Genomic DNA, 23,786 nt, shown 5'->3' with positions numbered 1-23,786 from the left:
CGTATCGCTGCGCCGCCGACCGCCGAGGCAATACTCTGGGCGTTCCCAGGACGGCCGGAGGGAGCACGGGTGAACGACCGCGGCGCGGAAGACATCGGAGCGACGCACAACAGTGTGTCGGGGAACGCGGTGGTGGCCGGACCGCTGGTGATGGCGAGTCGCATCGAATCGCTGGTCATGCCGCCCTCCGCGCCGACCGCCCCACCGAGTCAAGTGCCCCTGCCGAACCGGGTCTTCGTCAATCGCGTCGCGGAGCTGACAGCGCTTCGCGCCACACACCCGGTCCTCGCCACGCCCGACGCGGACCCCGGCGGAGCGGTGGAGCCCGCGCCCGGACCGGCGCACGGGCCCGACATCGTCCTCATCACCGGCCTGGGCGGCGTCGGGAAGACACAGCTGGTCTCCCAGTGGGTCCATCAGGATCTGAAGCGGCTGTACCCCGAAGGTCAGTTGTACGTCGATCTGGAGGACGCGCGCCAGGACGGCGCCGTCGACGTGGCAGACGTGCTCTCCGGCTTCCTCCGCGCCCTGGGAGTGCACAAGGACTACATCCCGGAGTCCTTCCGCGAGCGCGCGGCGCTGTACCGCAGCATCACCTCGGGGCGCGCCCTGCTGGTGGTCGTGGACAACGCCCATCACGCCCCCGAGGTGCGCCCGTTGCTGCCCCCGGACGGGCTGGTGGTGGTCACCGGCCGCAAGAGCCTTCCCTCGCTGCTGATGGACGGCGCCGTACACATCACGGTGGATCCGCTGGACGAGGACGCCGGTGTCCAGCTGGTGCGCCGCTGGAGTTCCGCCGCCGCCCGGTCGACGGCGGCGGAACTGGTCAGGTTATGCGGCGGGCTGCCCCTCGCGCTGCGCGCCGCCGGCGAATGGCTCGCGGGACGGCCGCACTTGGGCCTGGACGACGTCGTACGGAGACTGACCGCCGAAGAGCGCCACGCCCTCTCGCAGAAGCCGGAGGGAGTGGACATGATCTTCGACACCGTCCTCGCGGAACTGCCCGGACACACCAGACACCTCTACGGGCTGCTGGGCGCGCTGCCCGGCACCACCGTCACGCGTCCCGTCGCGGTGGCGGCGGGAGCCACCCGGATCGATGACGCGCTGGGCGACCTGGTCACCGCTCATCTGGCCGTCAGAGTCCAGGACACCCAGGGTCCGCCCCGTTTCCGGCTGCACGACGTGGTGCGGGCACACGCCAGGAAGACAGCGTCGGCACTGCCCGTGCGGGAGCGCGTCGAGGCACTGCGCTCCGTGACGGACTTCTACCTGGACGCCACCGCGCTGGCGGATGTCGCGGTACTGGGCGGCGGCCGGTTCCGCCTCCAGCCCGCTCCCACTCGTACGAGTAACGAACTCTCCCCGTCAGTACCGCTGTTCACCACTGCGGCCGAGGCCCTGGACTGGCTCGACGCCGAACGCTCGAATCTGCTGGCGCTGCTGCGCCTCGCCTCGAAGGAGCGGTGGTACGACGCGGTCTGGAAGCTCTGCGAATCGCTCTGGGCTCTCTATCACAGCCGTAAGCACTACGCCGACTCCATCGAGGCGCACGGCATGGGGATCGAAGCAGCCCAGTGGGAAGGCCGCCGGGACGCGGAAGTCCGGATGCGCAACCAACTGGCGCGTGCCTTCTACGAACTGGGCGAGTACCCCCGTGCGGAGCAGGAGTTGGCCAGGGCCGACGCGCTGCTCGGCCAGGTCTCGGACACCCGGCTGAGCGGAGTCGTCCGGGAGACCCGCGGCCTGATCGCGCTGGATCTCGGACGTACTGACGAGGCGTACGCCCTGTTCAGCCAGGCCAAGGAGGACAACGCCCAGGTACCCGACCAGCACGGTGTCGTGGTGCAGAGCTACAACATCGGCCAGGCACTGGTCGCCGGAGGCCGCTGGCAGGAGGCCCTCGACGTACTGGCCGAGGCGATGTCGCTCGCGGAGCGCACCGGTGACCAGGCCATGCGCCCGCGTATCGGCATCGTGCGGGCACGGGCCCTGAGCGGCCTCGGCCTGGTCGCCGAGGCCGTGGAAAGCGCCGGATCGGCGGCGGTGTGGGCCGCCGGTCTCGAGCAGCGCGGCAAGCTCGACCAGGCTCTCGCGCTCCTGGCCGATCTGGCCGGGCGGACCGACGACGAGCGGCTCAAGGAGATCAGCGCCGAGCGGTTGCGCGAACTGCGCAGGAACGCGGGGGTGCTTGCGCGGACCGACTGATCCCGCCGATCCCGTGGACACACCGGCGATCGCGCCGTGCGGACCGGACGGCCTCATGGCCCCTGACGGCCGCACAGACCGACTGCCCCCGCCGTTTCGCCCTCCCGAGCCTCCCCGGTCGGTCCGGCGCCGCCGTTCAGTACGATCGGGTGCGCCCACGACTACCCTGCCCGACCCGATCCCCCGCCGTTTCGGAGAACCAGTTGTGCGCAGCCGCCTCACCCGTCCCGGCAGGGCCCGCCGCGACGCCCGGTCCCGCTGGGACACCTGGGCCCCGCCGAAAGCGGAGGTCCTGGGTGTCGCCCGTACCCTGACGTCCGCGACGCGCGTGCTGGACGTGATGCGGCTGCTGCGCCGCGAGGACGGCATCGAGAAGTACTGCACGGTGAATCCCGGTTCGGCGTTCAGCGCCGGACTGGACGAGTATCTGTCCTCCTGCGGCATCACCGTCCTGTCCTGGCAGGAAGCGACGGAGCGCTCCTTCGACCTGGCCGTGGCCTGTTCCGTCCATCCCACGATGCGGCGCCTGGACGCACCGCTGATGGTCCTGCCGCACGGAGCCGGCTACAACCGGCTGGTGACCGAGTCCACCGGCGACCCGTCCGCGCCGGCCGGCCTGTCCCGCAAGGAACTGATGCGGCGCGGCAAAGTCGTACCCGCCGCCATCGGGGTCTCCCACGAGGACCAGCTCGCCCGGCTCGCCGAGACCTGTCCCGAGGCGGTGCCGCACGCCCTGGTGATCGGCGACTGGTGCTTCCAGCGCATTCTGGCGAGCCATCCGCAGCGCGACCTCTACCGCAGGTCCCTCGGCGCGGTCGACGGCCGGCGGCTGGTCGTCATCCACTCCACCTGGAGCGAACACTCTCTGCTCGGCCGGTGCCCCGGACTGCCGCTCGACCTTGTCACCGCGCTGCCCTCCGACGAATTCGCGGTCGCGGCCGTCCTGCACCCCAATGTATGGGCCAGACACTCCCCGCACGGTGTCATCGAGCGCCTGGGGGCGGCGATGGACGCGGGGCTGATGCTGATCCCGCCGCAGGAGGGCTGGCGCGCGGCGGTCATCGCCAGCGACTGGGTGGTCGGCGACCACGGCAGCACGACGTTCTACTCGGCGGCGGCGCAGCGCGTCACCCTGCTGGCCGCCACGGGGCTGGACGAACTCGATCCGCGTTCCCCCACCGCGGACTTCGGCCGCCGGGCACCCCGGCTCGATCCCTCGGGCGATCTGCTCGCCCAGCTTCTCGACGCCGCCGCCGTCCACGACACGGACGCCCTCGGACCGGTGGTCGACCGGCAGTTGGGTTCCGTCGACAAGTCGGGCGAGCTCACCCAGCGGCGGATGTACGCGTTCCTCGCAGCGCGTGGTGTACGCGCTCCGGACCGCGCACCGGTTCCCGGACCCGTCCCCACGCCCGCGCCGATGAGCGGACCGCCGCCCACCACGTACGACGTGACCGGCGCGGTCCACGAGGACGGAGCCGTCCGCGTACGCCGGTGGCCGGTCGTGCCCGACCACCACACGAGCGCGCGGGGCTTCTACGCCGTCGCCTCCGAGGAGGGCCAACCACGCTGGAAACACAGCGCGGAGGTCATCGCCCGTACCGTCGCCGACGCCGAACTGCCCGCCGTCGAATGGATCGTGCACGCGTCGAAGGAGTTCACCGGCGCCAACGTCCTCGTGGCGTCGCTGGACAGCTCGCGCTGTCTGGTACGGCTGCGCGGCGGCCTGCTGATGGAGGCCACCGCCGAACGCGACTGGGGTGCGCGCCGGCCGTCGCTCGATCCGCTGCTGCTCGGGGCGGCCGTCAACCTGTGGCTCCTCGGGGACCGGCGCCCTCAGGACCTGGCGCGGGGTCTTGTCGTACGGACCGGCGAGCGGCGCCTGCGGGTCGGTTTCACCCAGCAGCCGGACTCATAGCGGCGAGCGGTGTCCCTGAGCAGGACGGAACTCGAACGGGCCGCGCCTGCCCGAACCTTGAGCGGACACCGCCTGCCCGCTGACAGACTGTTCACGGACCGGCATCCTGTGTGACCTTATGCACGGCAACCCCGCTGTGACAGACTGCCCGGCAAGTTGCCGCCGGCACCGGGGGGTGGGGTGTGAGCGAACCGAGATCCGCACCGACGATCGGACAGCTCGTCCTCAGCAGACAGCTCCGGTCCCGCCGCGAGAAGGCAGGACTCAGCCGGGAGGACGCCGCCCGGCTGCTGCGCGTCACCGCGGCCACCGTCCGCAGGATGGAGACCGCCGAGGTCACCCTCAAAGTCCCTTATTTGCAAGTTCTGTTGCCCGCGTACGGCGTCCCGGACGACGAGGCGGCGGTCTTCCTCCTGCTGACCGACGAGGCCAACAAGCCGGGCTGGTGGCAGCGGTTCCACGACATACTGCCCGACTGGTTCAGCGGGTACGTCAGCCTCGAAGAGGCCGCCAGAACCATCCGTGCCTACGAGCCGCACTTCGTACCGGGCCTCGTTCAGACCAGGGACTACGCGCGCGAGGTGCTGACCACCGGGGCCGTCGGCCGGATGACCGATCCGGCTCGGATCGAGCGGCTCATCGCCCTGCGTATGGAGCGTCAGGCACTGCTCGTACGTCCCGAAGCGCCCACCTTCTGGGCCGTGATGGACGAGACCGTACTGCGCCGTCCTGTCGGCTCACCGGCGGTCATGCGAGGACAGATAGACCGGCTGCTGGAGGTGGCCGACCTGCCGAACGTGACGCTCCAGATCGCCGAGTTCGCCGCGGGCCACCACCCGGGTACGTACAGTCCGTTCGTCCTCTTCCGCTTCGATGTCCGGGAAGTGCCCGACATGGTCTACATCGAATATCTCACGGGCGCGCTCTACCTCGACGAGGTGACCGAGGTCACCGAACACAAGGAAGCGATGGACCGGATCGTGGCCCAGGCCGAGTCCGCGAGCCGCACCAAGAAGCTCCTCGCCGGTTTCAGAAGAGACTTGTGATCTGTCGTGGGCCGGCGAAGGGCTTCCCGAAGGCCCGGCGACGGGAGGCGCGGGCGAGGTGACTACGAGTTGGTGGCCGGCAGACCCGGCGGGTTGACCCGCGACGTGGGAACGGCCTCGTTGTCCAGGTTCCAGGCGGCTAGCCACTTGGCGCACTGACCGTTCTTGATCAGGTAGTTCACCGCGTCGGCCAGCGGATCGGCGAGGCCGGTGTCCTTCTTCGCGGTCGCGCAGATCAGCCCCTGAAGGTCGGCGCCCGCACCGGAGAACTTGCCCGCGCTGCGGGTCCCTGGGGAGTGTTCGCCGTCTGTACGGTGTGGTAGGCGACGCTCGGATTGGGCCCGGAGTACGCGTCGATCTTGCCCGAGTTCAGGGCCAGGTAGGTGCTGTTGTTCTCCTGGAAGTACTTGACCGCCAGGGGCTTGCCCTCGGCCTTGAGCTGGTCTCGCCAGTGCAGCAGGATCTTCTCCTGGTTCGTGCCCGCGGTCACCGCGACCACCTTGCCGGCAAGGCTCTTGTACGTTCTGTCGAAGTTCAACTTGCTGCTCCTGCTGACCTCGAATCCGAGGCTGTCCTGCCGGTAGCAGGCGAAGTCGTACTTCTCCTTGCGCTGTTCGGTGTCCGTGATGTTGGAGAAGCCGACATCGGTCCTGCCGCTGTCGATCCCCACGAACAGGTTGTCCCAGGTCGCTTTCTTCACCACGGGCTTGAGCCCGAACACCGCCGCCACCAGCCTGCCGAGGTCGGGTTCGGATCCGGCGAGCGTCCTCTGGTCGTCGCCGACAAATCCCAGCGGCGGTGAACCCGAGGGGAGGTTGCCGGACCCGATGACCAACTCGCCGCGCTTGACGAGGTCCTTGGGCAGCCGGGCCCGGATGGCAGCCACCTCGGGCACGGCGACGGTGGCCTCCTTCGCGGCGCCGTTGGACAGCGCCCCGACATCGACCGTGCCCTTCGCCTTCGCGTCGCCCTGAGCCGGCGAGGAGTCCGACCCGCTGTCGCCTCCGCATCCGGCGAGAGCGGCGGTCAGGGCGGTGACGGCTGCGGTGAGGGTGACGCTCTGAACGAGCCCGGAACGAAGGCGCGGCACGGCGATCCTTGGTGGTTGGCGGGACGGAAGCGGGGAGGCACGAGGCCGGGAGCGGGGTCGGGGACGGCAGTCGGCGACGAACTACAGGACCCTGCTGAGGAATTCACGTGTCCTGGGCTGCTTGGGGTTGCTCAACACCTCGTCGGGAGGGCCCTGTTCGACGATCCGGCCGCCGTCGAGGAAACGAACAGGTCGGCGACCTCGCGGGCGATGCCGATCTCGTGTGTCACCACGATCGGGGTCGTACCGCTGGTGGCCCGGTCCTTGATGACGGCCAGGACCTCATCGACGAGTTCGGGGTCGAGCGCCGAGGTGGGCTCGTCGAAGAGAATGACGCCCGGTTCGAGGGCCGGCGCCCGGGCGATGGCGACGCGTTGCTGCTGCCCGCCGGAGAGCTGGCGCGGGTAGGAGTCGGCCTTGTCCGCCAGCCCCACCCGGCCGAGCAGCGCACGGGCCAGCTCCCGCGCGTCCGGCCTGCTTCGGCGCCCCGTCGCGACGGGCGCGTCCGCGACGTTCTCCAGCACGGTCAGATGCGGGAAGAGGTTGAAGTTCTGGAACACGAAGCCGATCCGGCTGCGCTGAGCCAGGATCGCCCGTTCGCTGATCTCCTTGAGCCGGCCGCCCTGGTGCCGTACACCGATCAGCTCGCCGTTGACACTGACGTGGCCGATGTCCAGCCTCTCCAGATGGTTGATCGCCCGGAGCAGAGTGGACTTGCCGGACCCCGAAGGGCCCAGGATCACGGTGACTTGGCCGGCCTCCACGGTGAGATCCACGTCCGTGAGGACGCGGTGGGTGCCGTACCACTTGTGGGCGCCGTGGATCTGCACCGCGGCGGGCGCGACCCCGCCGTCGCCGTCGGTGCGCTCCACCGTCGCTCCGGTCTTCTTGCGCGAGATGACGCTCATGCGGCCGATCCGATCTCGATGCGCGCCCGGAGGGTACGCAGTCCCGTGCGGAGTTTCTGCAAAGGCGTGAGCGGCATGTTCCGCAGCGCGCCCCGGGAGTAGTAGCGCTCCACGTAGTACTGGATGACGGACACGACGCTGGTGAGGACGACGTACCAGACCGTCGCGACGATCAGCAGTGGCACGACGTCGCCCGGATAGGTGCTGCCCATGCTCTGCACCTGGCCGAAGAGGTCGAAGAGCGAGACGTAGAACACCAGCGAGGTGCTTTTGACCAGCCCGATCAGCTGGTTGACGTACGAGGGGACGATGGCGCGGAGCGCCTGCGGGAAGACGATCCTGGTGAACTGGTAGCTCCTGGGCAGTCCGAGGGCGGACGCCGCCTCGTGCTGCCCCTGGTCCACCGAGAGCAGTCCGGCGCGTACGACTTCAGCGGCGTAGGCGGCTTCGTTGAGACTGAGGCCGACGACCGCCACGACCACGTCCGTCGCCACGCTCGACTCACTGAAGCTGATGAAGCCGGGTCCGAACGGCACGCCGAGGCTGAACGTCTTGTACAGGGCTGAGAAGTTGTAGAGGAAGAGCAGCACCACGATCAGCGGGACCGAGCGGAAGAGCCAGATGTACACCCAGCTGACCGCTCGCAGCACCGGACTCCTCGAGAGCCTGCCGAGCGCGAGCAGCACCCCGCCGAGCAGCCCCAACACGGCGCTCCAGGCGGCCACTTCGAGGGTGATGAGGAGGCCGTCGAGGATCACTGGGCGCAGAAACCAGTACTGGAACCGGTCCCATTGGTAGAACGGGTTGGTCACCAGGCCGTGCACGATCTGCGCGACGACGACCAGCACGATCGCGGTGGCGATCCACCGCCAGGGGCGGCGCAGCCCGATCACCCGTTGAGCGGACAGCTCGTCAGCAACTCCCTTTGTTTCCGGGCCTGTTACGTCATGACGGGCGTCGTATCCGGATTCGGGGCCGGCGGCCGGCGCTCTGGCGACGGCCACTCCGGTGGAGTCGGACGAGGGAGGCGACGAGGATGAGGGCGGTTCACTCATGAGGGACTCCAGCGCCATCGGCGCGATCAACGGAATCGGAGGACCGGCCGCCCGCCGGGAAGGCGGAACGAGCCGGAGGGAGAGCCCTGCGAGGAACGGGGTGGCAGGACCGGAAGGCGGTGCGCTGAGGAGGGCGGTCCGCGTCGACGCGGTCCGCTTCAGAGGGCGTTCAGCCCGGCAGTCAGCCTCGACAGAGCGCGCTGCACACGCGCTGGAGGTCTATGTGCCGGTCCAGGAAAGCCGAGGCACGGCCGTGGCGTCGCCACGCGGCCATCCCCGGTCCTGCGTACATCCCGGCCACCCATCGCCACTACTGCCCTCGCGGGCCTCACGTCTGGCGCTCCCCCGCGGCGGTGCGAGGTCGCGTACCGGTGGTCCGAGGCGCGAGGGCGAGGTACGAAGCCGCCGCTCGGGACCGGTGTGGCCGTAAGTTAGGCACGAACAGCCAAGCCATGTCAATGCGTTCACGCCGACGTTCACGCAGCGGGAGCCGGCCTGTTCCATCCGGAGACCGACAGGTTCCGTCCCCCGGCGGAGCAGGCAGGAGACCACATTGATGGTCGGCCAAGGGTCGGCTATTCTCCGAAACAGGTCATACATGTCAGCGTCCGGGCCCCGGCCCGCTGACCCCGGCGAGTGAGGCGGTGAAGGCAGTGGCATCACGCACGTCCCGCTCGTCACACGCGTCGCACAACGCCTTCCTGCGCCTGCACATCGACCTTCAGCGGGTCGCCGGCGCGATCTGTCGCGCCTGACGCCAGGCCGGTCCTCTCGGCTCTCCGGTTCCCCGGCCGCCTCACCGCCGTCCGAACCCATCGAGCAGTCCGCGCCGTCCGATGTTCCCCGGATTGTCCGCGCCACTGATGTTTCTCTGGAAACGGTGTATCCCCATGCCTGAGACGTCTCCCCTCCACCTCGCGATAGCCCTTGACGGAGCCGGCTGGCACCCCGCCGCCTGGCGCACGCCCGAGGCCCGCGCCGACGCGCTGTTCAGCCCGGGTTACTGGGTCGATCTGGTCCAGGAGGCCGAACGCGGCCTGGTGGACTTCGTGACCATCGAGGACTCGCTCGGACTCCAGTCGTCCCGCTACGACCGGATCGCCGGCGAAGAGGACCGGGGCCGGGTGCGCGGCCGGCTGGACGCCGTGCTCACCGCGTCCCGCGTCGCGCCCCTGACCAGTCACATCGGACTGGTCCCGGCTGTGACGGTGACCCACACCGAGCCGTTTCACACCTCCAAGGCGATCGCCACACTCGACTACGTCAGCACCGGCCGGGCCGGTGTACGTGTCCAGGTCTCCGGCCGGGGCTACGAGGCCGACCTGTTCGGCCGCCGGGAGATCCCGCCCCTGCGGATCGAGGAGCGCGCCGACCCGGCGGTCGCCCCGCTGATCACGGACCTCTTCGACGAGGCCGCCGCGTACGTGGAAGCCGTGCGCCGGCTCTGGGACAGCTGGGAGGACGACGCGGCCATCCGCGACGCCGCGACCGGCCGCTTCATCGACCGCGACCGGCTGCACTACATCGACTTCGAGTCCAAGTGGTTCCGTGTCAAAGGCCCGTCGATCACTCCGCGGCCTCCGCAGGGACAGCCGCTGGTCACCGCGCTCGCGCACGACACAGTGCCGTACCGGCTCGCCGCGCGATCCGCCGACCTGGTGTACGTCACACCGTCCGACGGCGCACGGGCGCGGGCCATCGAGCGGGAGATCCGCGAGGAGCAGGACGCTGCGGGTCGGGCCGGTGAGCCACTGCATGTCTTCGGTGACCTGGTGGTGTTCCTCGACGAGACCGGGGCGGCGGCGCGGGACCGCAAGGCGCGTCTGGACGACCTCGCGGGCGAGGCTTTCACCTCGGACGCGTACGTCTTCACCGGCACCCCGGCCGAACTGGCCGACCTGCTGCTGGAATGGCGCTCCGCCGGACTGTCCGGCGTGCGGCTGCGCCCGGCCGCCGTCCCGCACGACCTGCTCGCGATCACCCGGGGCCTGGTACCGGAACTGAGGGGGCGCGGCGCGTTCCGCAACGCGTACGAGGCGGACACCCTGCGCGGGCTGCTCGGGCTCGACAGGCCGGCCAACCGCTACGCGCCCGCGTAACGGTTGGCGTTCAGCGCGTACACACTCCCGCTCCGCCGCCACTTCGAGCATCGAGGTCCCGAGATGAGCAAGCCCGTCAAGCAGATTCACCTCGCCGTGCACTTTCCCGGCGTCAACAACACCACCGTATGGACCGATCCGGAAGCCGGCAGCCAGATCGACTTCGCGTCCTTCGCGCATCTGGCCAGGACGGCGGAGCGCGCCAAGTTCGACTTCCTGTTCCTCGCCGAGGGTCTTCGGCTGCGCGAACAGAACGGTCTCATCTACGACTTGGACGTGGTCGGACGTCCCGACACCTTTACCGTCCTGAGCGCCCTGGCCGCCGTCACGGACCGGCTCGGTCTGGCCGGCACGATCAACTCGACCTTCAACGAGCCGTACGAGGTCGCCCGGCAGTTCGCGAGCCTGGACCATCTGTCCGCGGGGCGTGCGGCGTGGAACGTCGTCACCTCGTGGGACGCGTTCACCGGCGAGAACTTCCGCCGCGGCGGATTCCTGCCGCAGGACGCCCGGTACCAGCGGGCCAGGGAGTTCCTGGCCGCCGCCCGGGTGCTCTTCGACTCCTGGCGCGGTGACGAGATCGTCGCGGACAAGGAGTCCGGTGTGTATCTGGGCGACCCGGAGCCGGGCCAATTCGGCATTCACACCTCCCAGTTCGACATCACCGGACAGTTCAACGTGCCGCGCGGACCGCAGGGCAGGCCGGTGATCTTCCAGGCCGGGGACTCGGAGGAGGGGCGCGAATTCGCGGCGGCCGACGCGGACGCCATCTTCACCCGGCACGGCACACTGGAGGCGGGCAAGGCCTTCTACGCCGACGTGAAAGCGCGCCTGCCGCGCTACGGCCGGTCTCCCGACGAGCTGAAGATCCTGCCCGGAGTCACCTTCGTACTCGGTGACACCGAGGCCGAGGCCCAGGAGAAGGCGCGGGAGATCCGCCGTCAGCAGGTCAGCGGCCAGACCGCGATCAGGCACCTGGAGCAGGTGTGGAACCGCGACCTGAGCGCCTACGATCCGGACGGGCCACTGCCCGAGATCGATCCCGACCCGGGAGAGCACACGATCGCCAGAGGCCGGGCCAGTGTGCGGATGAACCGCGACCCGCTCGCCGTCGCGCGGCAGTACCGCGAGCTGGCCGAGGCGAAGAAGCTGTCGATCCGCGATCTGATCATCGAGGTGGGCACACGGCAGTCCTTCATCGGCACCCCGGAGAGCGTCGCGACCGCGCTCGACGAGTTCGTCCAGGCCGATGCCAGTGACGGATTCATCCTCGTCCCGCACCTGACGCCCGGCGGCCTGGACGCCTTCGCGGACACCGTCGTACCGATCCTCCAGGAGCGCGGCGTCTTCCGTACCGAGTACGAAGGCACCACGCTCCGCGACCACTTGGGGCTCGCCCCCGACATCCGTCGCACCAACTGAGCCCGGCGGGCCGGTACGCAGCCGCCGCGCGTCCGGATTCCCGCGCGGCGGCACCGCACCGGGAGTGAGCCCGGCTCAGCCCTGTTCCGCCACCCACGCGTACCAGTCGTCCAGCCCCTCGCCGGTGGTCGCCGACAGCGTCAGTACGCGCAGATCCGGATTCACCGAGCGCGCGTACTTCTCGCAGAGAACGGGGTCGAAGTCGACATGGGGCAGCAGGTCGATCTTGTTGATGAGGACGAGGTCGGCCGCCGCGAACATGTACGGATACTTCAGCGGCTTGTCCGTGCCCTCGGTGACCGAGATGATCACGACCTTGCTGCGTTCGCCCAGGTCGAAGAGGGCGGGACAGACCAGGTTACCGACGTTCTCGACCAGGATCAGCGAGCCGGACGCCGGGGACAGCGTCGTCAGCGCGTCCCGCATCATCTCGGCGTCGAGGTGGCAGCCGGCCCCGGTGTTCACCTGCACCACCGCGCATCCGGCGCGCTTGATCCGGTCTGCGTCCAGCATGGTCTCCTGGTCGCCCTCGATGACGGCGACCGGGCGCAGGCCCGTGAAGTCCCTGATGGTGCGTTCGAGCAGCGTGGTCTTGCCCGCACCGGGTGAACTCATCATGTTCACCGCGGTGATGCCCTGTCCGGCCAGCCAGGCGCGATTGCGGTCCGCCAGGATCTCGTTCTTGGCGAGCACTTTCTGTTCGAGGGTGATGGTCGCACCGGGCTCCTGCTCATCCGCGTGCGGATGCGGATGAGCATGGCCGTGAGCATGGGCGGGCGAGTGGGAGTGGTCCTGGGGCGCCGCGCCGGTTCCGTGCGGCGCGGCGATTCTGGTTCCGCGCGCGTCACCGCAGCCGCAAGTAGCACACATACGTCAGCCCAATCTCATCGAAATGATCTGTAGTTCCCGTCCCGAGGTGATCTCCACATCGGCGCTGCCGCACGGACACAGCAATACGAGATCGGTCAGGGCGAAATCGGAGTCGCACGCACGGCACTGCCCGCTTCCCGGGGTCTGGTCGATTTCGAGTCGCGCGCCCTCTGCCACCGTCCCCTCGGTGATCAGGTCGAAACAGAACCTCATCGATTCGGCCACCACTGCGGTGAGTGTTCCCACCCGCACGCTGACTTCACGTACCGGCCGGCCGGCGGCCCGTTCGCATACCGCGTCGACGACGCTCTGCGTAATCGACAATTCATGCATCGTTCGCCTCGCTCCCGCCTCGGTAGTGCGACCGTAGACCGATATCAGGCCCTTGCACCGTGCCGATCGGCCACCCGGTCCTGACGAATCACCTGACCGGCTCATCGCGTGTTGACACACCGCTCCGGCGGATCCTAGATGGTATCAAAGTGATCAACACCATACAGGCGGGGGATTCGAAGGCCGATTCCTGCGGAACAAGGAATCGGCCATCTTCCCGGAAGGCGGCGCCGCTATGCCGACAGAAGAAGCGAAAAAGGCGGAAGACACGCTGATCCACGTCCTGTGGATCAATGCGGGACTCAGCTGCGACGGCGATTCCGTGGCGCTGACCGCCGCCACTCAGCCCAGCATCGAGGAGATCGCTCTCGGTGCGCTTCCCGGCCTTCCGCAGATCGCCGTGCACTGGCCCCTCATCGATTTCGAATGCGGTCCCAATGGCGGGGCCGACGATTTCCTCGAGTGGTTCTTCAAGGCGGACAGGGGTGAGCTGGAGCCCTTCGTGCTGGTCGTCGAGGGGTCGATCCCCAACGAGAAGCTGCACAACGAGGGCTACTGGTCCGGCTTCGGGAACAACCCCGCCACCGGTCAGCCGATGACCACCAGCGAGTGGCTCGACCGGCTGGCGCCGAAGGCAACCGCGATCGTCGCGGTCGGTACGTGCGCGACGTACGGCGGAATCCACGCCATGGCGGGCAACCCGACCGGTGCCATGGGCGTACCGGACTACCTCGGCTGGGACTGGAAGTCGAAGGCCGGGATCCCCATCGTCTGCGTCCCCGGGTGCCCGATCCAGCCGGACAACATGTCCGAGACGCTGACCTACCTGCTCTACATGGCGACCGGCCAGGCCCCGATGATCCCGCTCGACGACGCGCTGCGTCCGACGTGGCTCTTCGGCCAGACGGTGCACGAGGGCTGCGACCGGGCCGGCTACTACGAGCAGGGCGACTTCGCGACGGAATACGGCTCTCCCAAATGCATCGTCAAATTGGGCTGCTGGGGTCCGACCGTCAAATGCAATGTGCCCAAGCGCGGCTGGATGAACGGCATCGGCGGTTGCCCGAACGTCGGCGGAATCTGTATCGGCTGCACGATGCCGGGGTTCCCCGACAAATTCATGCCGTTCATGGACGAGCCTCCGGGCGGAAAGCTCTCCACGAACTCGGTCGGTCTCTACGGATCGACCATGCGGCGCCTGCGCCACGTCACGACCCACACACTCGACCAAGAGCCCAAGTGGCGTAAGCCGGGAAGGGAACTCACGACCGGCGCCACTCGCACGTGGTAGTTCTTTTCCCAACTCACGGCAGAAAGAGGCGGCGCACATGACGGCGACGAGCCGCAAGGGTGGCAGCGCTAACCGGGGCAGCGACGAGCTGGTGGAGATGGCGTGGGACCCCATCACACGCATCGTGGGCAGCCTGGGGATCTACACGAAGATCGACTTCAAACAGAAGGTGGTAGCCGAGTGCCACAGCACCAGCTCCATCTTCCGCGGCTATTCGGTCTTCATGAAGGGCAAGGACCCTCGCGACGCGCACTTCATCACCAGCCGCATCTGCGGAATCTGTGGTGACAACCACGCCACCTGTTCCTGTTACGCGCAGAACATGGCGTACGGAGTGAAGCCGCCGCACATCGCCGAGTGGATCGTCAATCTCGGTGAAGCCGCGGAGTACATGTTCGACCACAACATCTTCCAGGAGAACCTGGTCGGGGTCGACTACTGCGAGAAGATGGTCGCCGAGACCAATCCGGGCGTCCTCGAACAGGCCAATCGGACCCCGTCTCCGCACGCCGACGCCCACGGGTACAAGACCATCGGCGACATCATGCGCTCGCTGAACCCGTTCACCGGCGAGTTCTACCGTGAAGCGCTCCAGGTCAGCCGTCTCACCCGGGAGATGTTCTGCCTGATGGAGGGCCGCCATGTGCACCCCTCCACGCTCTATCCGGGCGGCGTGGGCACCGTGGCGACCATCCAGCTGATGACGGACTACATCACCCGTCTGCAGCGCTATGTGGAGTTCATGAAGAAGGTCGTGCCGATGCACGACGATCTCTTCGACTTCTTCTACGAAGCGCTGCCCGGCTACGAGCAGGTCGGCAACCGCCGTATTCTGCTGGCCTGCTGGGGCTCCTTCCAGGACCCGGAGCACTGCAACTTCGAGTACAAGGACATGACCGACTGGGGTCGGAAGATGTACGTGACCCCCGGTGTGGTCGTGGACGGGAAACTGGTCACCACCGACCTGGTGAAGATCAACCTCGGCATCCGCATCCTGCTCGGCTCGTCGTACTACAACGACTGGGACGAGCAGGAGACGTTCGTGACCCACGATCCGCTCGGCAACCCGGTCGACCGGCGGCACCCGTGGAACCAGCACACCAACCCGCAGCCGCAGAAGCGGGACCTGGACGACAAGTACAGCTGGGTCATGTCACCTCGGTGGTTCGACGGCAAGGACTACCTCGCGCTGGACACCGGCGGCGGACCGCTGGCCCGGCTGTGGACCACGGCGCTGGCCGGTCTCGTCGACATCGGCTACGTCAAGGCCACCGGCAGCAGTGTGAAGATCAACCTCCCCAAGACCGCGCTCAAGGGTCCGGTGGAGTTCGAGTGGCGCATCCCGCAGTGGAGCAACACCATCGAGCGCAACCGGGCGCGCACCTACTTCCAGGCGTACGCGGCCGCGTGCGCCCTGCACTTCGCGGAGAAGGCGCTGGTGGAGATCCGCGCCGGGCGCACGAAGACGTGGGAGAAGTTCGAGGTGCCGGAAGAGGGCGTCGGCTGCGGCTTCACCGAAGCGGTACGCGGTGTGCTCTCGCACCACCTGGTCATCAAGGACGGCAAGATCGCCAACTACCACCCGTACCCGCCGACTCCGTGGAACGCGAGCCCGCGCGACTCGTACGGGACACCTGGACCCTACGAGGACGCGGTGCAGGGCCAGCCGATCTTCGAGGAGAACGACCGCGAGAACTTCAAGGGCATCGACATCATGCGTACGGTGCGCAGCTTCGACCCGTGTCTGCCCTGCGGTGTGCACATGTACCTGGGCGAGGGCAAGAAGCTGGAACTGCTGCACTCCCCCACCCAGTCCGCGGGCAGTGAGTGATGGCGGAACAGACAGGCACGGCGGAAGAGACCGGCACACCGTCGGCCGACTGGCATACGGTCGGCGACCGGATCGACACCCTGATCGCCGCCGCGAGCGCGTCGGGCGGCGCCGTCGCCCGTGAGCGGAGCGAGGAACTGGTCCGCCTGGTCGTCGACTTCTACGGCGCGGGGCTGGAACGGCTGCTCGACCTCGTGTACGAGGAAGGGCGGCTGGACGACGGTGTGCTGGCCGCGCTCGCCGCCGACGACCTGGTGGCGAGCCTCCTGCTGGTGCACGGGCTGCACCCGTACAGCGTCGAGACCAGGGTGGAGAAGGCGCTGGAGAGCGTCCGTCCCTACCTCGGGTCGCACGGTGGTGATGTCGAGTTGCTCGGCGTGGGCGACGACGGTGTCGTCCGACTGCGGCTGCTGGGCAGCTGCGACGGCTGCCCGTCCTCCTCGGTCACCCTCCAACTCGCGGTGCAGGGCGCGGTGGAAGCCGCGGCTCCGGAGATCACCACGATCGAGGTCGAGGCCCCTTCGGAGGAGCCCGCCGGGCCGCTGGTCCCGGTGGACTCGCTGTTCTCCCGCCTCCATGAGGGCGCGGCAGCCGAGGGCGGCTCGTCGTGGGAGACCGTTCCCGAGCTGCCGGGCCTGGAGCCGGGCGGCGTCACCCGCTTCACCGCCGGCCGGGTCCCGGTGGTGGCCTGCCGGATCGGGACGGACCTGTTCGCCTTCGAGGACAGGTGCGCGCGCTGCGAACTGACCATGGAGGGAGCGGTGCTGGCACGACGGCTGGGTGGCTCCTCCAGCGACGGCGTGCTGCGGTGCGCCGGCTGCCGTGCCCACTACGACGTGCGGCGGGCCGGTGCCTGTCTCGACGAGGACGGCCTGCACCTGGCTCCGCTGCCCCTGCTCGCGGACGGCGCCACGGTCTCCGTCTCCGTTCCTGTCGTGGTCGCTCCGTGACGCCCGGTGGGCGCGGCGCGTCGGCGGCGGCCACGCTGCTGCGGGTCTCCCGCAGCCGTCCCGCGCCGACGGCCGGGGAGCGGTGCGAGATGTGTACGGCGCCGATCGGCGAGAGCCACTCGCACGTGGTCGACCTGGACAGCCGTGGTCTGATGTGCGGTTGCCGGGCCTGCTATCTGCTGTTCACCGACCCGGACGCCCAGCTGCGCTACCGGGCCGTGCCCGAGCGCTACGTGCGCTTCGCCGACCTCACCCTGGACGGCCGCGCCTGGGACGAGTTGCAGATCCCCGTCGGTCTCGCCTTCCTGTTCCGCAACTCCGTCCAGGACCGTACCGTCGCCTTCTATCCCGGTCCCGCCGGCGCCACCGAGTCCGAACTGCCGCTGGACGCCTGGGAGAAGATCGTCGAGTCCCATCCGGAACTCGCCGTGCTGCGGGCCGATGTCGAGGCCCTGCTCATCCGCCGCTCCGAAGGGTCCGCCGGCACCTGCCATCTGGTGCCCATCGACGCCTGCTACGAGCTGGTCGGCCAACTGCGGACACTGTGGCGCGGGTTCGACGGCGGCCGGGAGGCGCACGCGGCGATGGATGCCTTCTTCGCGCAGGTGGAGGGCCGCAGCCGGCCCGCGCCCGCCGGGAACGAGGCCTCATGAGCGGCCTCACGTTCTCCGTGCTCGACATCTTCTCGGAGCCGTACACCGTCGTTCCGCAGCTGACCGCACGGCTGCGGATCGAGGAGGGGACCGGGCAGCGGATCCACGCGATCGCCCTGCACTGCCAGGTCCGTATCGAGCCTCAGCGCAGGCATTACGACGACACAGAACAACGCGGTCTGCGCGCCTTGTTCGGGGAACGGGACCGCTGGTCGGACACCCTGAAGCCGTTCCAGTGGATGCAGTGCGACACCACCGTGCAGGGGTTCACCGGTGCCACCGAGGCCGACCTCGCGCTGCCGTGCACCTACGACTTCGACGTGACCGGCTCCCGCTACCTGCACGCTCTCGGAGACGGCGCGGTCCCCCTGTCCCTGCTGTTCTCGGGCACCGTGTTCACCCGGGGCAGCGCGGGCTTCGGGGTCCAGCAGGTGCCGTGGGACTGCGAGGCGCGGCATCTGATGCCGGTCCCGGTGTGGCGGCGGATGATCGCGTCCCATTTCCCGAACTCCGGCTGGATCAGGCTCGATCAGGATGTGCTCGACGAGTTCGCCGACTACCGCGCACGGCGCGGACTGATCAGTTGGGAAGAGACGGTGCGGGCCCTGCTGGCCACGAGCGGCGAGGTGGTCACATGACACTCGACCAGGTACGCACGATCGCCGACGCGGTGCTCTACGAGGGGTACCTGCTGTACCCGTACCGCGCCAGCTCGCACAAGAACCAGTCGCGGTGGCAGTTCGGAGTGCTCGGTCCGCCCCGCGCGTCCGCGGCGAGCTTCGGCGAGGACCCGGACATGGAGGCGCAGTGTCTGCTGGCCCCGGCCGGTCCTGCGGACGAGATCACGGTCCACCTGCGTTTCCTCCATCTTCAAGTCCGTGAGGTGCAGCGGCTGGAGGAGGACGGACGTCACGTCCCGGTCGGCAGGCTCACCGTGGACGGTATGTCGGTGATGAGCTGGGACGAGGCGGTGGAGCGGGAAATCATCCTGCCCGCCCGCGTGTTGACCGAGCCCGTCGACGAACTCCACACCGTCCAGGGCGGCGAGGAGACGGAGCCGCTGACGGACGCGCACGGCACCGGCGTGGGCCGCATCGTACGGCGCCGGGGCCCGCTGACCGTCCGGATCCGTACGCACACCACCGCCGACGACGGCTTCCTCCGGCTGTCGGTGTCGGTGCGCAACGAACACACCGAGGCGGCCGACGACAAGGACGCCGCGATCCGCGCGTCGCTGATCGGCGCGCACCTGTTGCTCCAGGCGCGCGGCGCCCGTTTCGTGTCACTGCTCGAACCTCCCGACGAGGCGATCGCCCCGGCCGGGCGGTGCCGGCAGCGCCGGTGCTGGCCCGTACTGGCGGGACCGCAGGGGTCGACGGATACGGTGCTCGGCGCGCCGATCATCCTGTACGACTACCCGGAGGTGGCCGAACAGAGCGCCGGAGCCCTCTTCGACTCCACCGAGATCGACGAGATCCTGACCTTGCGGATCATGACCATGACGGAGGAGGAGAAGGCGGAGGCGCGGGCGACCGACCCGCGAGCCCGGGAGATCATCGACCGGTGCGACGCCATGTCGCCTTCCGACATGCAGCAGCTCCACGGACTCCTGCGCGATCCGCACGCGCCGAAGGCGGTGTGCGACGGCGCCGGACCGGGCGCGATCCCGCCGGTCTTCGCCGAACCGGGCGCACCGGCCTTCACCGAGCCGGACACGCCGGACACACCGCGCTTCACCGCCCCGGACCCGGCGGCCTTCGCCGAGCCCGGCGTACCGGCCTTCACCGAGCCCGGCCTCGTGGATCTCCGTGACGCCGAGCCGGCCGACTTCGGCACCGGCGGCGCCCCCTGGTGGGATCCGGCGGCCGACGCCCGGGTGCGGCCCGGCACCGACGCGGTGGTGATCGACGGGGTCAGCGTCGCCAAGGGCAGCCTGGTACGGGTCCATCCGTCGCGCCGCGCCGACGCGCAGGATCTCTTCTTCGCCGGCCAGGTGGCGCGGGTGACCGCAGTGCTGTCCGATGTGGACGGGGGCGTGCACGTCGCCCTCGTACTCGTCGACGATCCGGCGGCCGACATGCACGACTGGTACGGCCGCTACTTCTACTTCGCCCCCGACGAGCTGGAGCCATTGCCCGTCGGGAGCCCCCCGGAAACCCGAGAGGAGAGCCGATCGTGAAGACCCTGGGCATGATCACCGCAGGCGTCGCGGCAGCGGCGGCAGCCGTCGCCGTGGCCGTAGGACTGCAGTCGATCCCCGACATCCGCAGGTACCTGAGAATGCGCTCGATGTGAGCCGGAAAGAGGATCCGATGGCCGGCAGACGACACGACAAGTCGGGCAAGCACCTGAACGAGGAGCCACAGGAGGAGCGGGGTCCCAAGGGCTCGCGCGACACCGGTTCCGACCGGCCCTCCGGCGGACCCGCCGACCGGCCGGAAGGCGGCGCCGGCAAGGAGGCCGACACCTCCGTCCAGCCGAAGAAGCCCACCGACCCGGACGCGCCGAACCTGCAGTCCGGCGGCGGCTGAGCCCTCCCCCGTACGCGGGTCACCCCACGGCAGGAGCAGAACATGACGAAAGATCCGAACAGGCCGGACGACATGGACTCCGAAGGCAAGGCGGTGCCGCCGTACGAAGGCCGCCGTAAGTCGGCGGACACGTCGGGCAAGGAGAAATCGTCCAGGGGCGGCGCCAGGACCGGCGGCGCGACCGGGCCGGTCGAGGACGACGAGATGAAGGCGGCCGACCCGGAGAAGACCGCGCGCGGCGCGACCGCCTCACCCTCGGACGAGCGGCCGGCCCGCCGGTCGCGGAACTCCGGCGGCGACGAGGGAACAGGCCCCGCCCACAAGCGCGGCACCCGGCGCGCCGAGGACCAGTCCTGACGTGTCGGGAAAGGTGCTCGTAGCGGGCGTGGGCAATTTCTTCCTCGGCGACGACGGCTTCGGTCCCGAGGTGACGCGCGAACTGGCCGCGCGGGGCGGTCTGCCGCCGGAGGTCCGGGTGGTCGATTACGGCATCCGGGGGATGCACCTCGCCTACGACCTGCTCGACGGGTACGACACGCTCGTGCTGGTCGACGCCCTCCCCGGGAACGGCGTTCCCGGGGAGGTGACGGTGCTCGAAGTCGGTCCCGGCGACATCGGAACGGGTGAATTCGACGCACACGGGATGAATCCGGTGTCGGTGCTCTCGAATTTGGATAAGTTGGGCGGCGCTCTCCCCGTCACCTATGTCGTCGGCTGTACTCCGGCGGATGTCGAGGAGGGCATCGGGCTCAGTGAGGCCGTCACCGCAGCGGTGCCCGAGGCGATCGATGCGGTGCACACGCTGGTCCGGCAGCTCCTGCCGGTCGAGTCCGCCGAGTCCCGGAGGTCCTGATCATGTGCCTTGGCATCCCAGGCCGTGTCGTGGAGATCGTGGACGGGTACGCCGGCCAGCTCGCGCTCGTCGACGTGGTGGGGGCGCGGCGGCGCGTCAACATCGGCATGCTCGATGAGCCTCCGGTGCCCGGCGACTGGGTCCTGATCCATATGGGCTTCGTGATGGAGGTCATCGACGAGGCCAAGGCCTCCGAGGCGCTGGGCGGCCTGGAGATGATGGGCCGCGGCCGCGCACACCGGATCCGGCGGAGGTTCGAGGTGTCCGGCGTTGTGCAGGGAGTGGGTTTCCGCCCCTTCGTGTACGTGACGGCCGCCGAGCTCGGCCTGGCCGGAACGGTGACGAACACCGACGCGGGTGTGGTGGCCGAAGTCGAGGGCGGAGCCGAGGCGGTGGAGGAGTTCGGCCGCCGGCTGCGCTCCGGGGCGCCGCCGCTCGCCGTCGTGGACGCCGTACGGCAGTCGGACCAACCGACGCGGGGCGACACAGAGTTCACCATCGAGGACTCCAGCGGCGGAGGCAGGGCCCGTACGCTGGTCTCCCCCGACATCGCGACCTGCCAGGACTGTCTGGACGAGCTGCGCGACCCGGCGAACCGGCGCTACCGCCACCCCTTCGTCACCTGTACACACTGCGGGCCGCGGTTCACGATCGTCACCGGTATGCCGTACGACCGGGCCACCACGACGATGGCCCGGTTCGAGATGTGCGACGCCTGCCGGACGGAGTACGAGGATCCTCGCGACCGCCGCTTCCACGCGCAGCCGATCGCCTGCCACGCGTGCGGTCCGCGGCTCGAACTGGTCGGCAAGGAAGCCGCGTTGACGGTGAGCGGCGAGGACGCGCTGTCGGGCGCGCGTGAACTGCTCGCGACGGGACGGATCCTGGCGGTCAAGGGCCTCGGTGGGTACCACCTCGTGTGCGACGCCCGCAACGGCGAGGCGGTCGAGCGGCTGCGCCGTCGTAAGCGGCGGGGCGGCAAGCCGTTCGCCGTGATGGTCCCGGGACTAGAGGTCGCCCGCACACTCGTGACGATGAGCGCGGACGAGGAGGAACTCCTCTCCGGAATCCGCAAACCCATCGTGCTGCTGCCCCGCCGTGAGGGCGCATCGACGGTGGCCGACGCGGTGGCGCCCGGCAATCCGGACCTCGGGCTGCTGCTGCCGTACACGCCCCTGCACGTACTTCTCTTCGGGGTCGGAGACGACAAGCCGGGGCCCGACGCGCTGGTGATGACATCCGGGAATCTGGCCGGTGAGCCGATCGTGACGGACGACGAGCGGGCCCTGTCCGAGCTGGCGCCCCTGGTGGACGCGTGGCTGCGCCACGACCGCCCGATCCATGTGCCGTGCGACGACTCCGTCAGCCGCTACGTGGCCGGCGCGGAGCTTCCGGTCCGGCGCTCGCGCGGTTACGCGCCGCTTCCCCTCGCGCTGCCGTTCGACGTGCCGCCGACGCTCGCGGTGGGAGCGGATCTGAAGAACACCTGCGCGCTGGGGGAAGGGGGTTACGCGTGGGTCAGTCAGCACATCGGCGACATGGACGACCTCTCCACACTCGAAGCGCTGACGGCGACCGAGGCGCATCTCGAACTCCTCACGGGGGTCGAGCCCGGGCAACTGGTGGCCGACCGGCATCCGGGCTACCGGTCCGGCGACTGGGCGCGCGAACACGCTCACGGCAGGGCGGTGCAGACGGTGCAGCACCATCACGCGCACATCGCGTCCGTGATGGGAGAGCACGGCCTCGGCAGCGGCGACGAGGTGATCGGGGTCGCGTTCGACGGCACCGGTTGCGGGCCCGGCGCGGAGGCGTGGGGCGGCGAGGTCCTGATCGCCGGGTACAAGTCCTTCCGCAGAGCCGCGCACCTGGGCTACGTCCCCCTCGCGGGCGGTGACGCGAGTGTGGAACGTCCCTACCGGATGGCGCTCGCACACCTGCACGCGGCGTCGGTCCCGTGGGACGAGGCGCTGCCCGCGGTCCTGGCCTGCCCGCCGGAGGAACGGGATGTCCTGGCCCACCAGTTCACGACCGGGTTCGGCTGCGTTCCCACGTCGAGCATGGGCCGTCTCTTCGACGCGGTCGCCTCGCTGACCGGGGTCAGACAGCAAGTGGAGTACGAAGCCGAGGCGGCGATCGCGCTGGAGGGCCTGGCCCGGTCGGCCGGCGCGGGATCCGCGTCCCTCCTCACGGACGCGGGATCAGCAACTCCAGCACCGGACGCGGCATCCGCAACACCCGCACCGGACGGACGGGACGCCTACTCCTTCTCCGTCGGGCGCGCGCGGAACGGCGAGCCGGTGGTCGCGGATCCCGGGCCGCTGATCCGCGCCGTGGTCGCCGACGTACTGGCGGGCGTGAGCGCGCGGGAGATCTCCCGGCGCTTCCACACCGCCGTGGCCGTGCTCGTCGCCGACCTCGCGGAGATCTGCCGGGACCAGACCGGGCTCGGCGTGGTGGCGCTCGGCGGCGGTGTGTTCCAGAACGCCGTGCTGCTGGAGGCGGCCCAACGCATGCTCTCCGAAAGAGGTTTCACGGTCCTGCGCCCCCGGCTGCTGCCACCCAACGACGGTGGTATCGCGTTCGGGCAGCTCTTGATCGGCGCGGCCGGCTGACCGCACCACACGGCACCACACCGCACCTGACCTCGACGGCGGCCCTCATCGGCCGGCCTCACCGGCCGGTCTCACGCGCACGACCGGACGGGCTCGAACCCAGCGGGATCCAC

The 23,786-nt window shown here is 69.4% G+C and carries 20 protein-coding genes and 2 pseudogenes; 17 read left to right on the top strand and 5 right to left on the bottom strand.

Going from position 1 to position 23,786, the window contains the following annotated elements; genetic code table 11:
• Positions 1–69: 69 nt before the first annotated feature.
• The 3 genes from ACIP6N_RS03230 (at position 70) to ACIP6N_RS03220 (ending at position 5,172) form a co-directional block, all read left to right on the top strand.
• Positions 70–2,208: an AAA family ATPase gene (locus tag ACIP6N_RS03230; RefSeq protein ID WP_401812401.1), complete on the top strand. Its 2,139-nt coding sequence runs from the start codon at positions 70–72 to the stop codon at positions 2,206–2,208.
• 340 nt (positions 2,209–2,548) lie between these two features.
• Positions 2,549–4,126 carry a hypothetical protein gene (locus ACIP6N_RS03225; protein ID WP_401812636.1) on the top strand — a complete coding sequence of 526 codons (1,578 nt, stop codon included), beginning with the start codon at positions 2,549–2,551 and terminating at the stop codon, positions 4,124–4,126.
• A gap of 182 nt (positions 4,127–4,308) precedes the next feature.
• Positions 4,309–5,172: a helix-turn-helix domain-containing protein gene (locus ACIP6N_RS03220; protein ID WP_401812400.1), complete on the top strand. Its 864-nt coding sequence runs from the start codon at positions 4,309–4,311 to the stop codon at positions 5,170–5,172.
• A gap of 62 nt (positions 5,173–5,234) precedes the next feature.
• Here ACIP6N_RS03220 and ACIP6N_RS03215 read toward each other — a convergent pair.
• The 3 genes and pseudogenes from ACIP6N_RS03215 to ACIP6N_RS03205 all read right to left on the bottom strand — a co-directional run bounded on the left by ACIP6N_RS03215 (position 5,235) and on the right by ACIP6N_RS03205 (position 8,225).
• A pseudogene (locus ACIP6N_RS03215) lies at positions 5,235–6,268 on the bottom strand (transporter substrate-binding domain-containing protein).
• Positions 6,269–6,343: 75 nt separating this feature from the next.
• Positions 6,344–7,170 (bottom strand): annotated as a pseudogene (locus ACIP6N_RS03210) (amino acid ABC transporter ATP-binding protein).
• The gene (locus ACIP6N_RS03205) at positions 7,167–8,225 is read right to left on the bottom strand and encodes an amino acid ABC transporter permease (RefSeq protein ID WP_401812398.1); all 1,059 of its coding nucleotides are present in this window, start codon (positions 8,223–8,225) and stop codon (positions 7,167–7,169) included. The pseudogene ACIP6N_RS03210 and the gene ACIP6N_RS03205 overlap by 4 nt, the downstream one beginning before the upstream one ends.
• A 644-nt stretch (positions 8,226–8,869) precedes the next feature.
• Here ACIP6N_RS03205 and ACIP6N_RS03200 point away from each other — a divergent pair.
• The 3 genes from ACIP6N_RS03200 (at position 8,870) to ACIP6N_RS03190 (ending at position 11,746) form a co-directional block, all read left to right on the top strand.
• Positions 8,870–8,980: a putative leader peptide gene (locus ACIP6N_RS03200; RefSeq protein ID WP_401812396.1), complete on the top strand. Its 111-nt coding sequence runs from the start codon at positions 8,870–8,872 to the stop codon at positions 8,978–8,980.
• 135 nt (positions 8,981–9,115) lie between these two features.
• The gene (locus tag ACIP6N_RS03195; protein ID WP_401812395.1) at positions 9,116–10,324 is read left to right on the top strand and encodes an LLM class flavin-dependent oxidoreductase; all 1,209 of its coding nucleotides are present in this window, start codon (positions 9,116–9,118) and stop codon (positions 10,322–10,324) included.
• Between the two features lie 63 nt (positions 10,325–10,387).
• Positions 10,388–11,746, top strand: a complete 1,359-nt coding sequence (locus ACIP6N_RS03190; RefSeq protein ID WP_401812393.1) for an NtaA/DmoA family FMN-dependent monooxygenase — start codon at positions 10,388–10,390, stop codon at positions 11,744–11,746.
• A gap of 75 nt (positions 11,747–11,821) precedes the next feature.
• Here ACIP6N_RS03190 and hypB read toward each other — a convergent pair whose 3' ends face one another.
• Both hypB and ACIP6N_RS03180 read right to left on the bottom strand, forming a co-directional pair.
• On the bottom strand, positions 11,822–12,616 hold the full coding sequence (gene hypB, locus ACIP6N_RS03185) for a hydrogenase nickel incorporation protein HypB (RefSeq protein ID WP_401812392.1): 795 nt from the start codon (positions 12,614–12,616) through the stop codon (positions 11,822–11,824).
• A gap of 3 nt (positions 12,617–12,619) precedes the next feature.
• On the bottom strand, positions 12,620–12,949 hold the full coding sequence (locus ACIP6N_RS03180; protein WP_401812391.1) for a hydrogenase maturation nickel metallochaperone HypA: 330 nt from the start codon (positions 12,947–12,949) through the stop codon (positions 12,620–12,622).
• A 235-nt stretch (positions 12,950–13,184) separates the two neighbouring features.
• Here ACIP6N_RS03180 and ACIP6N_RS03175 point away from each other — a divergent pair, with 235 nt between their 5' ends.
• From ACIP6N_RS03175 to hypF, 11 genes are read left to right on the top strand one after another with little or no spacing between them, the layout of a single operon-like run.
• Positions 13,185–14,240: a hydrogenase expression protein HypE gene (locus ACIP6N_RS03175; RefSeq protein WP_401812389.1), complete on the top strand. Its 1,056-nt coding sequence runs from the start codon at positions 13,185–13,187 to the stop codon at positions 14,238–14,240.
• Positions 14,241–14,277: 37 nt separating this feature from the next.
• Positions 14,278–16,071: a nickel-dependent hydrogenase large subunit gene (locus ACIP6N_RS03170; protein ID WP_401812388.1), complete on the top strand. Its 1,794-nt coding sequence runs from the start codon at positions 14,278–14,280 to the stop codon at positions 16,069–16,071.
• Positions 16,071–17,021 (top strand): NifU family protein, encoded by a 951-nt coding sequence (locus tag ACIP6N_RS03165; protein WP_401812386.1) that lies wholly within the window; start codon positions 16,071–16,073, stop codon positions 17,019–17,021. The genes ACIP6N_RS03170 and ACIP6N_RS03165 overlap by 1 nt, the downstream gene beginning before the upstream one ends.
• A complete protein-coding gene (locus tag ACIP6N_RS03160) occupies positions 17,018–17,674 on the top strand; it encodes a DUF5947 family protein (RefSeq protein ID WP_401812385.1) in 657 nt (218 codons plus the stop codon). Before ACIP6N_RS03165 ends, ACIP6N_RS03160 begins: the two co-directional genes overlap by 4 nt.
• Complete coding sequence (locus ACIP6N_RS03155) at positions 17,671–18,312, top strand: DUF6084 family protein (protein ID WP_401812384.1); 642 nt, start codon at positions 17,671–17,673, stop codon at positions 18,310–18,312. Before ACIP6N_RS03160 ends, ACIP6N_RS03155 begins: the two co-directional genes overlap by 4 nt.
• On the top strand, positions 18,309–19,853 hold the full coding sequence (locus ACIP6N_RS03150) for a hypothetical protein (RefSeq protein WP_401812383.1): 1,545 nt from the start codon (positions 18,309–18,311) through the stop codon (positions 19,851–19,853). The genes ACIP6N_RS03155 and ACIP6N_RS03150 overlap by 4 nt, the downstream gene beginning before the upstream one ends.
• Positions 19,850–19,969 carry a DUF6893 family small protein gene (locus ACIP6N_RS03145; RefSeq protein WP_401812381.1) on the top strand — a complete coding sequence of 40 codons (120 nt, stop codon included), beginning with the start codon at positions 19,850–19,852 and terminating at the stop codon, positions 19,967–19,969. The genes ACIP6N_RS03150 and ACIP6N_RS03145 overlap by 4 nt, the downstream gene beginning before the upstream one ends.
• Before the next feature lie 17 nt (positions 19,970–19,986).
• Positions 19,987–20,205, top strand: coding sequence for a hypothetical protein (locus tag ACIP6N_RS03140; protein WP_401812379.1), 219 nt, complete (start codon positions 19,987–19,989; stop codon positions 20,203–20,205).
• 42 nt (positions 20,206–20,247) lie between these two features.
• Positions 20,248–20,562, top strand: coding sequence for a hypothetical protein (locus ACIP6N_RS03135; protein ID WP_401812378.1), 315 nt, complete (start codon positions 20,248–20,250; stop codon positions 20,560–20,562).
• A gap of 1 nt (position 20,563) precedes the next feature.
• Complete coding sequence (locus tag ACIP6N_RS03130; protein ID WP_401812376.1) at positions 20,564–21,058, top strand: hydrogenase maturation protease; 495 nt, start codon at positions 20,564–20,566, stop codon at positions 21,056–21,058.
• A 2-nt stretch (positions 21,059–21,060) separates the two neighbouring features.
• On the top strand, positions 21,061–23,673 hold the full coding sequence (hypF, locus tag ACIP6N_RS03125) for a carbamoyltransferase HypF (RefSeq protein ID WP_401812375.1): 2,613 nt from the start codon (positions 21,061–21,063) through the stop codon (positions 23,671–23,673).
• The last annotated feature ends 113 nt before the right edge of the window (positions 23,674–23,786 follow it).

Source organism: Streptomyces sp. NPDC088725, assembly GCF_044751305.1.
In the GTDB taxonomy this organism is placed as follows: domain Bacteria; phylum Actinomycetota; class Actinomycetes; order Streptomycetales; family Streptomycetaceae; genus Streptomyces.
Note: the sequence above shows the minus strand (reverse complement) of the source record. Positions and strands in the feature narration are given on the sequence as shown.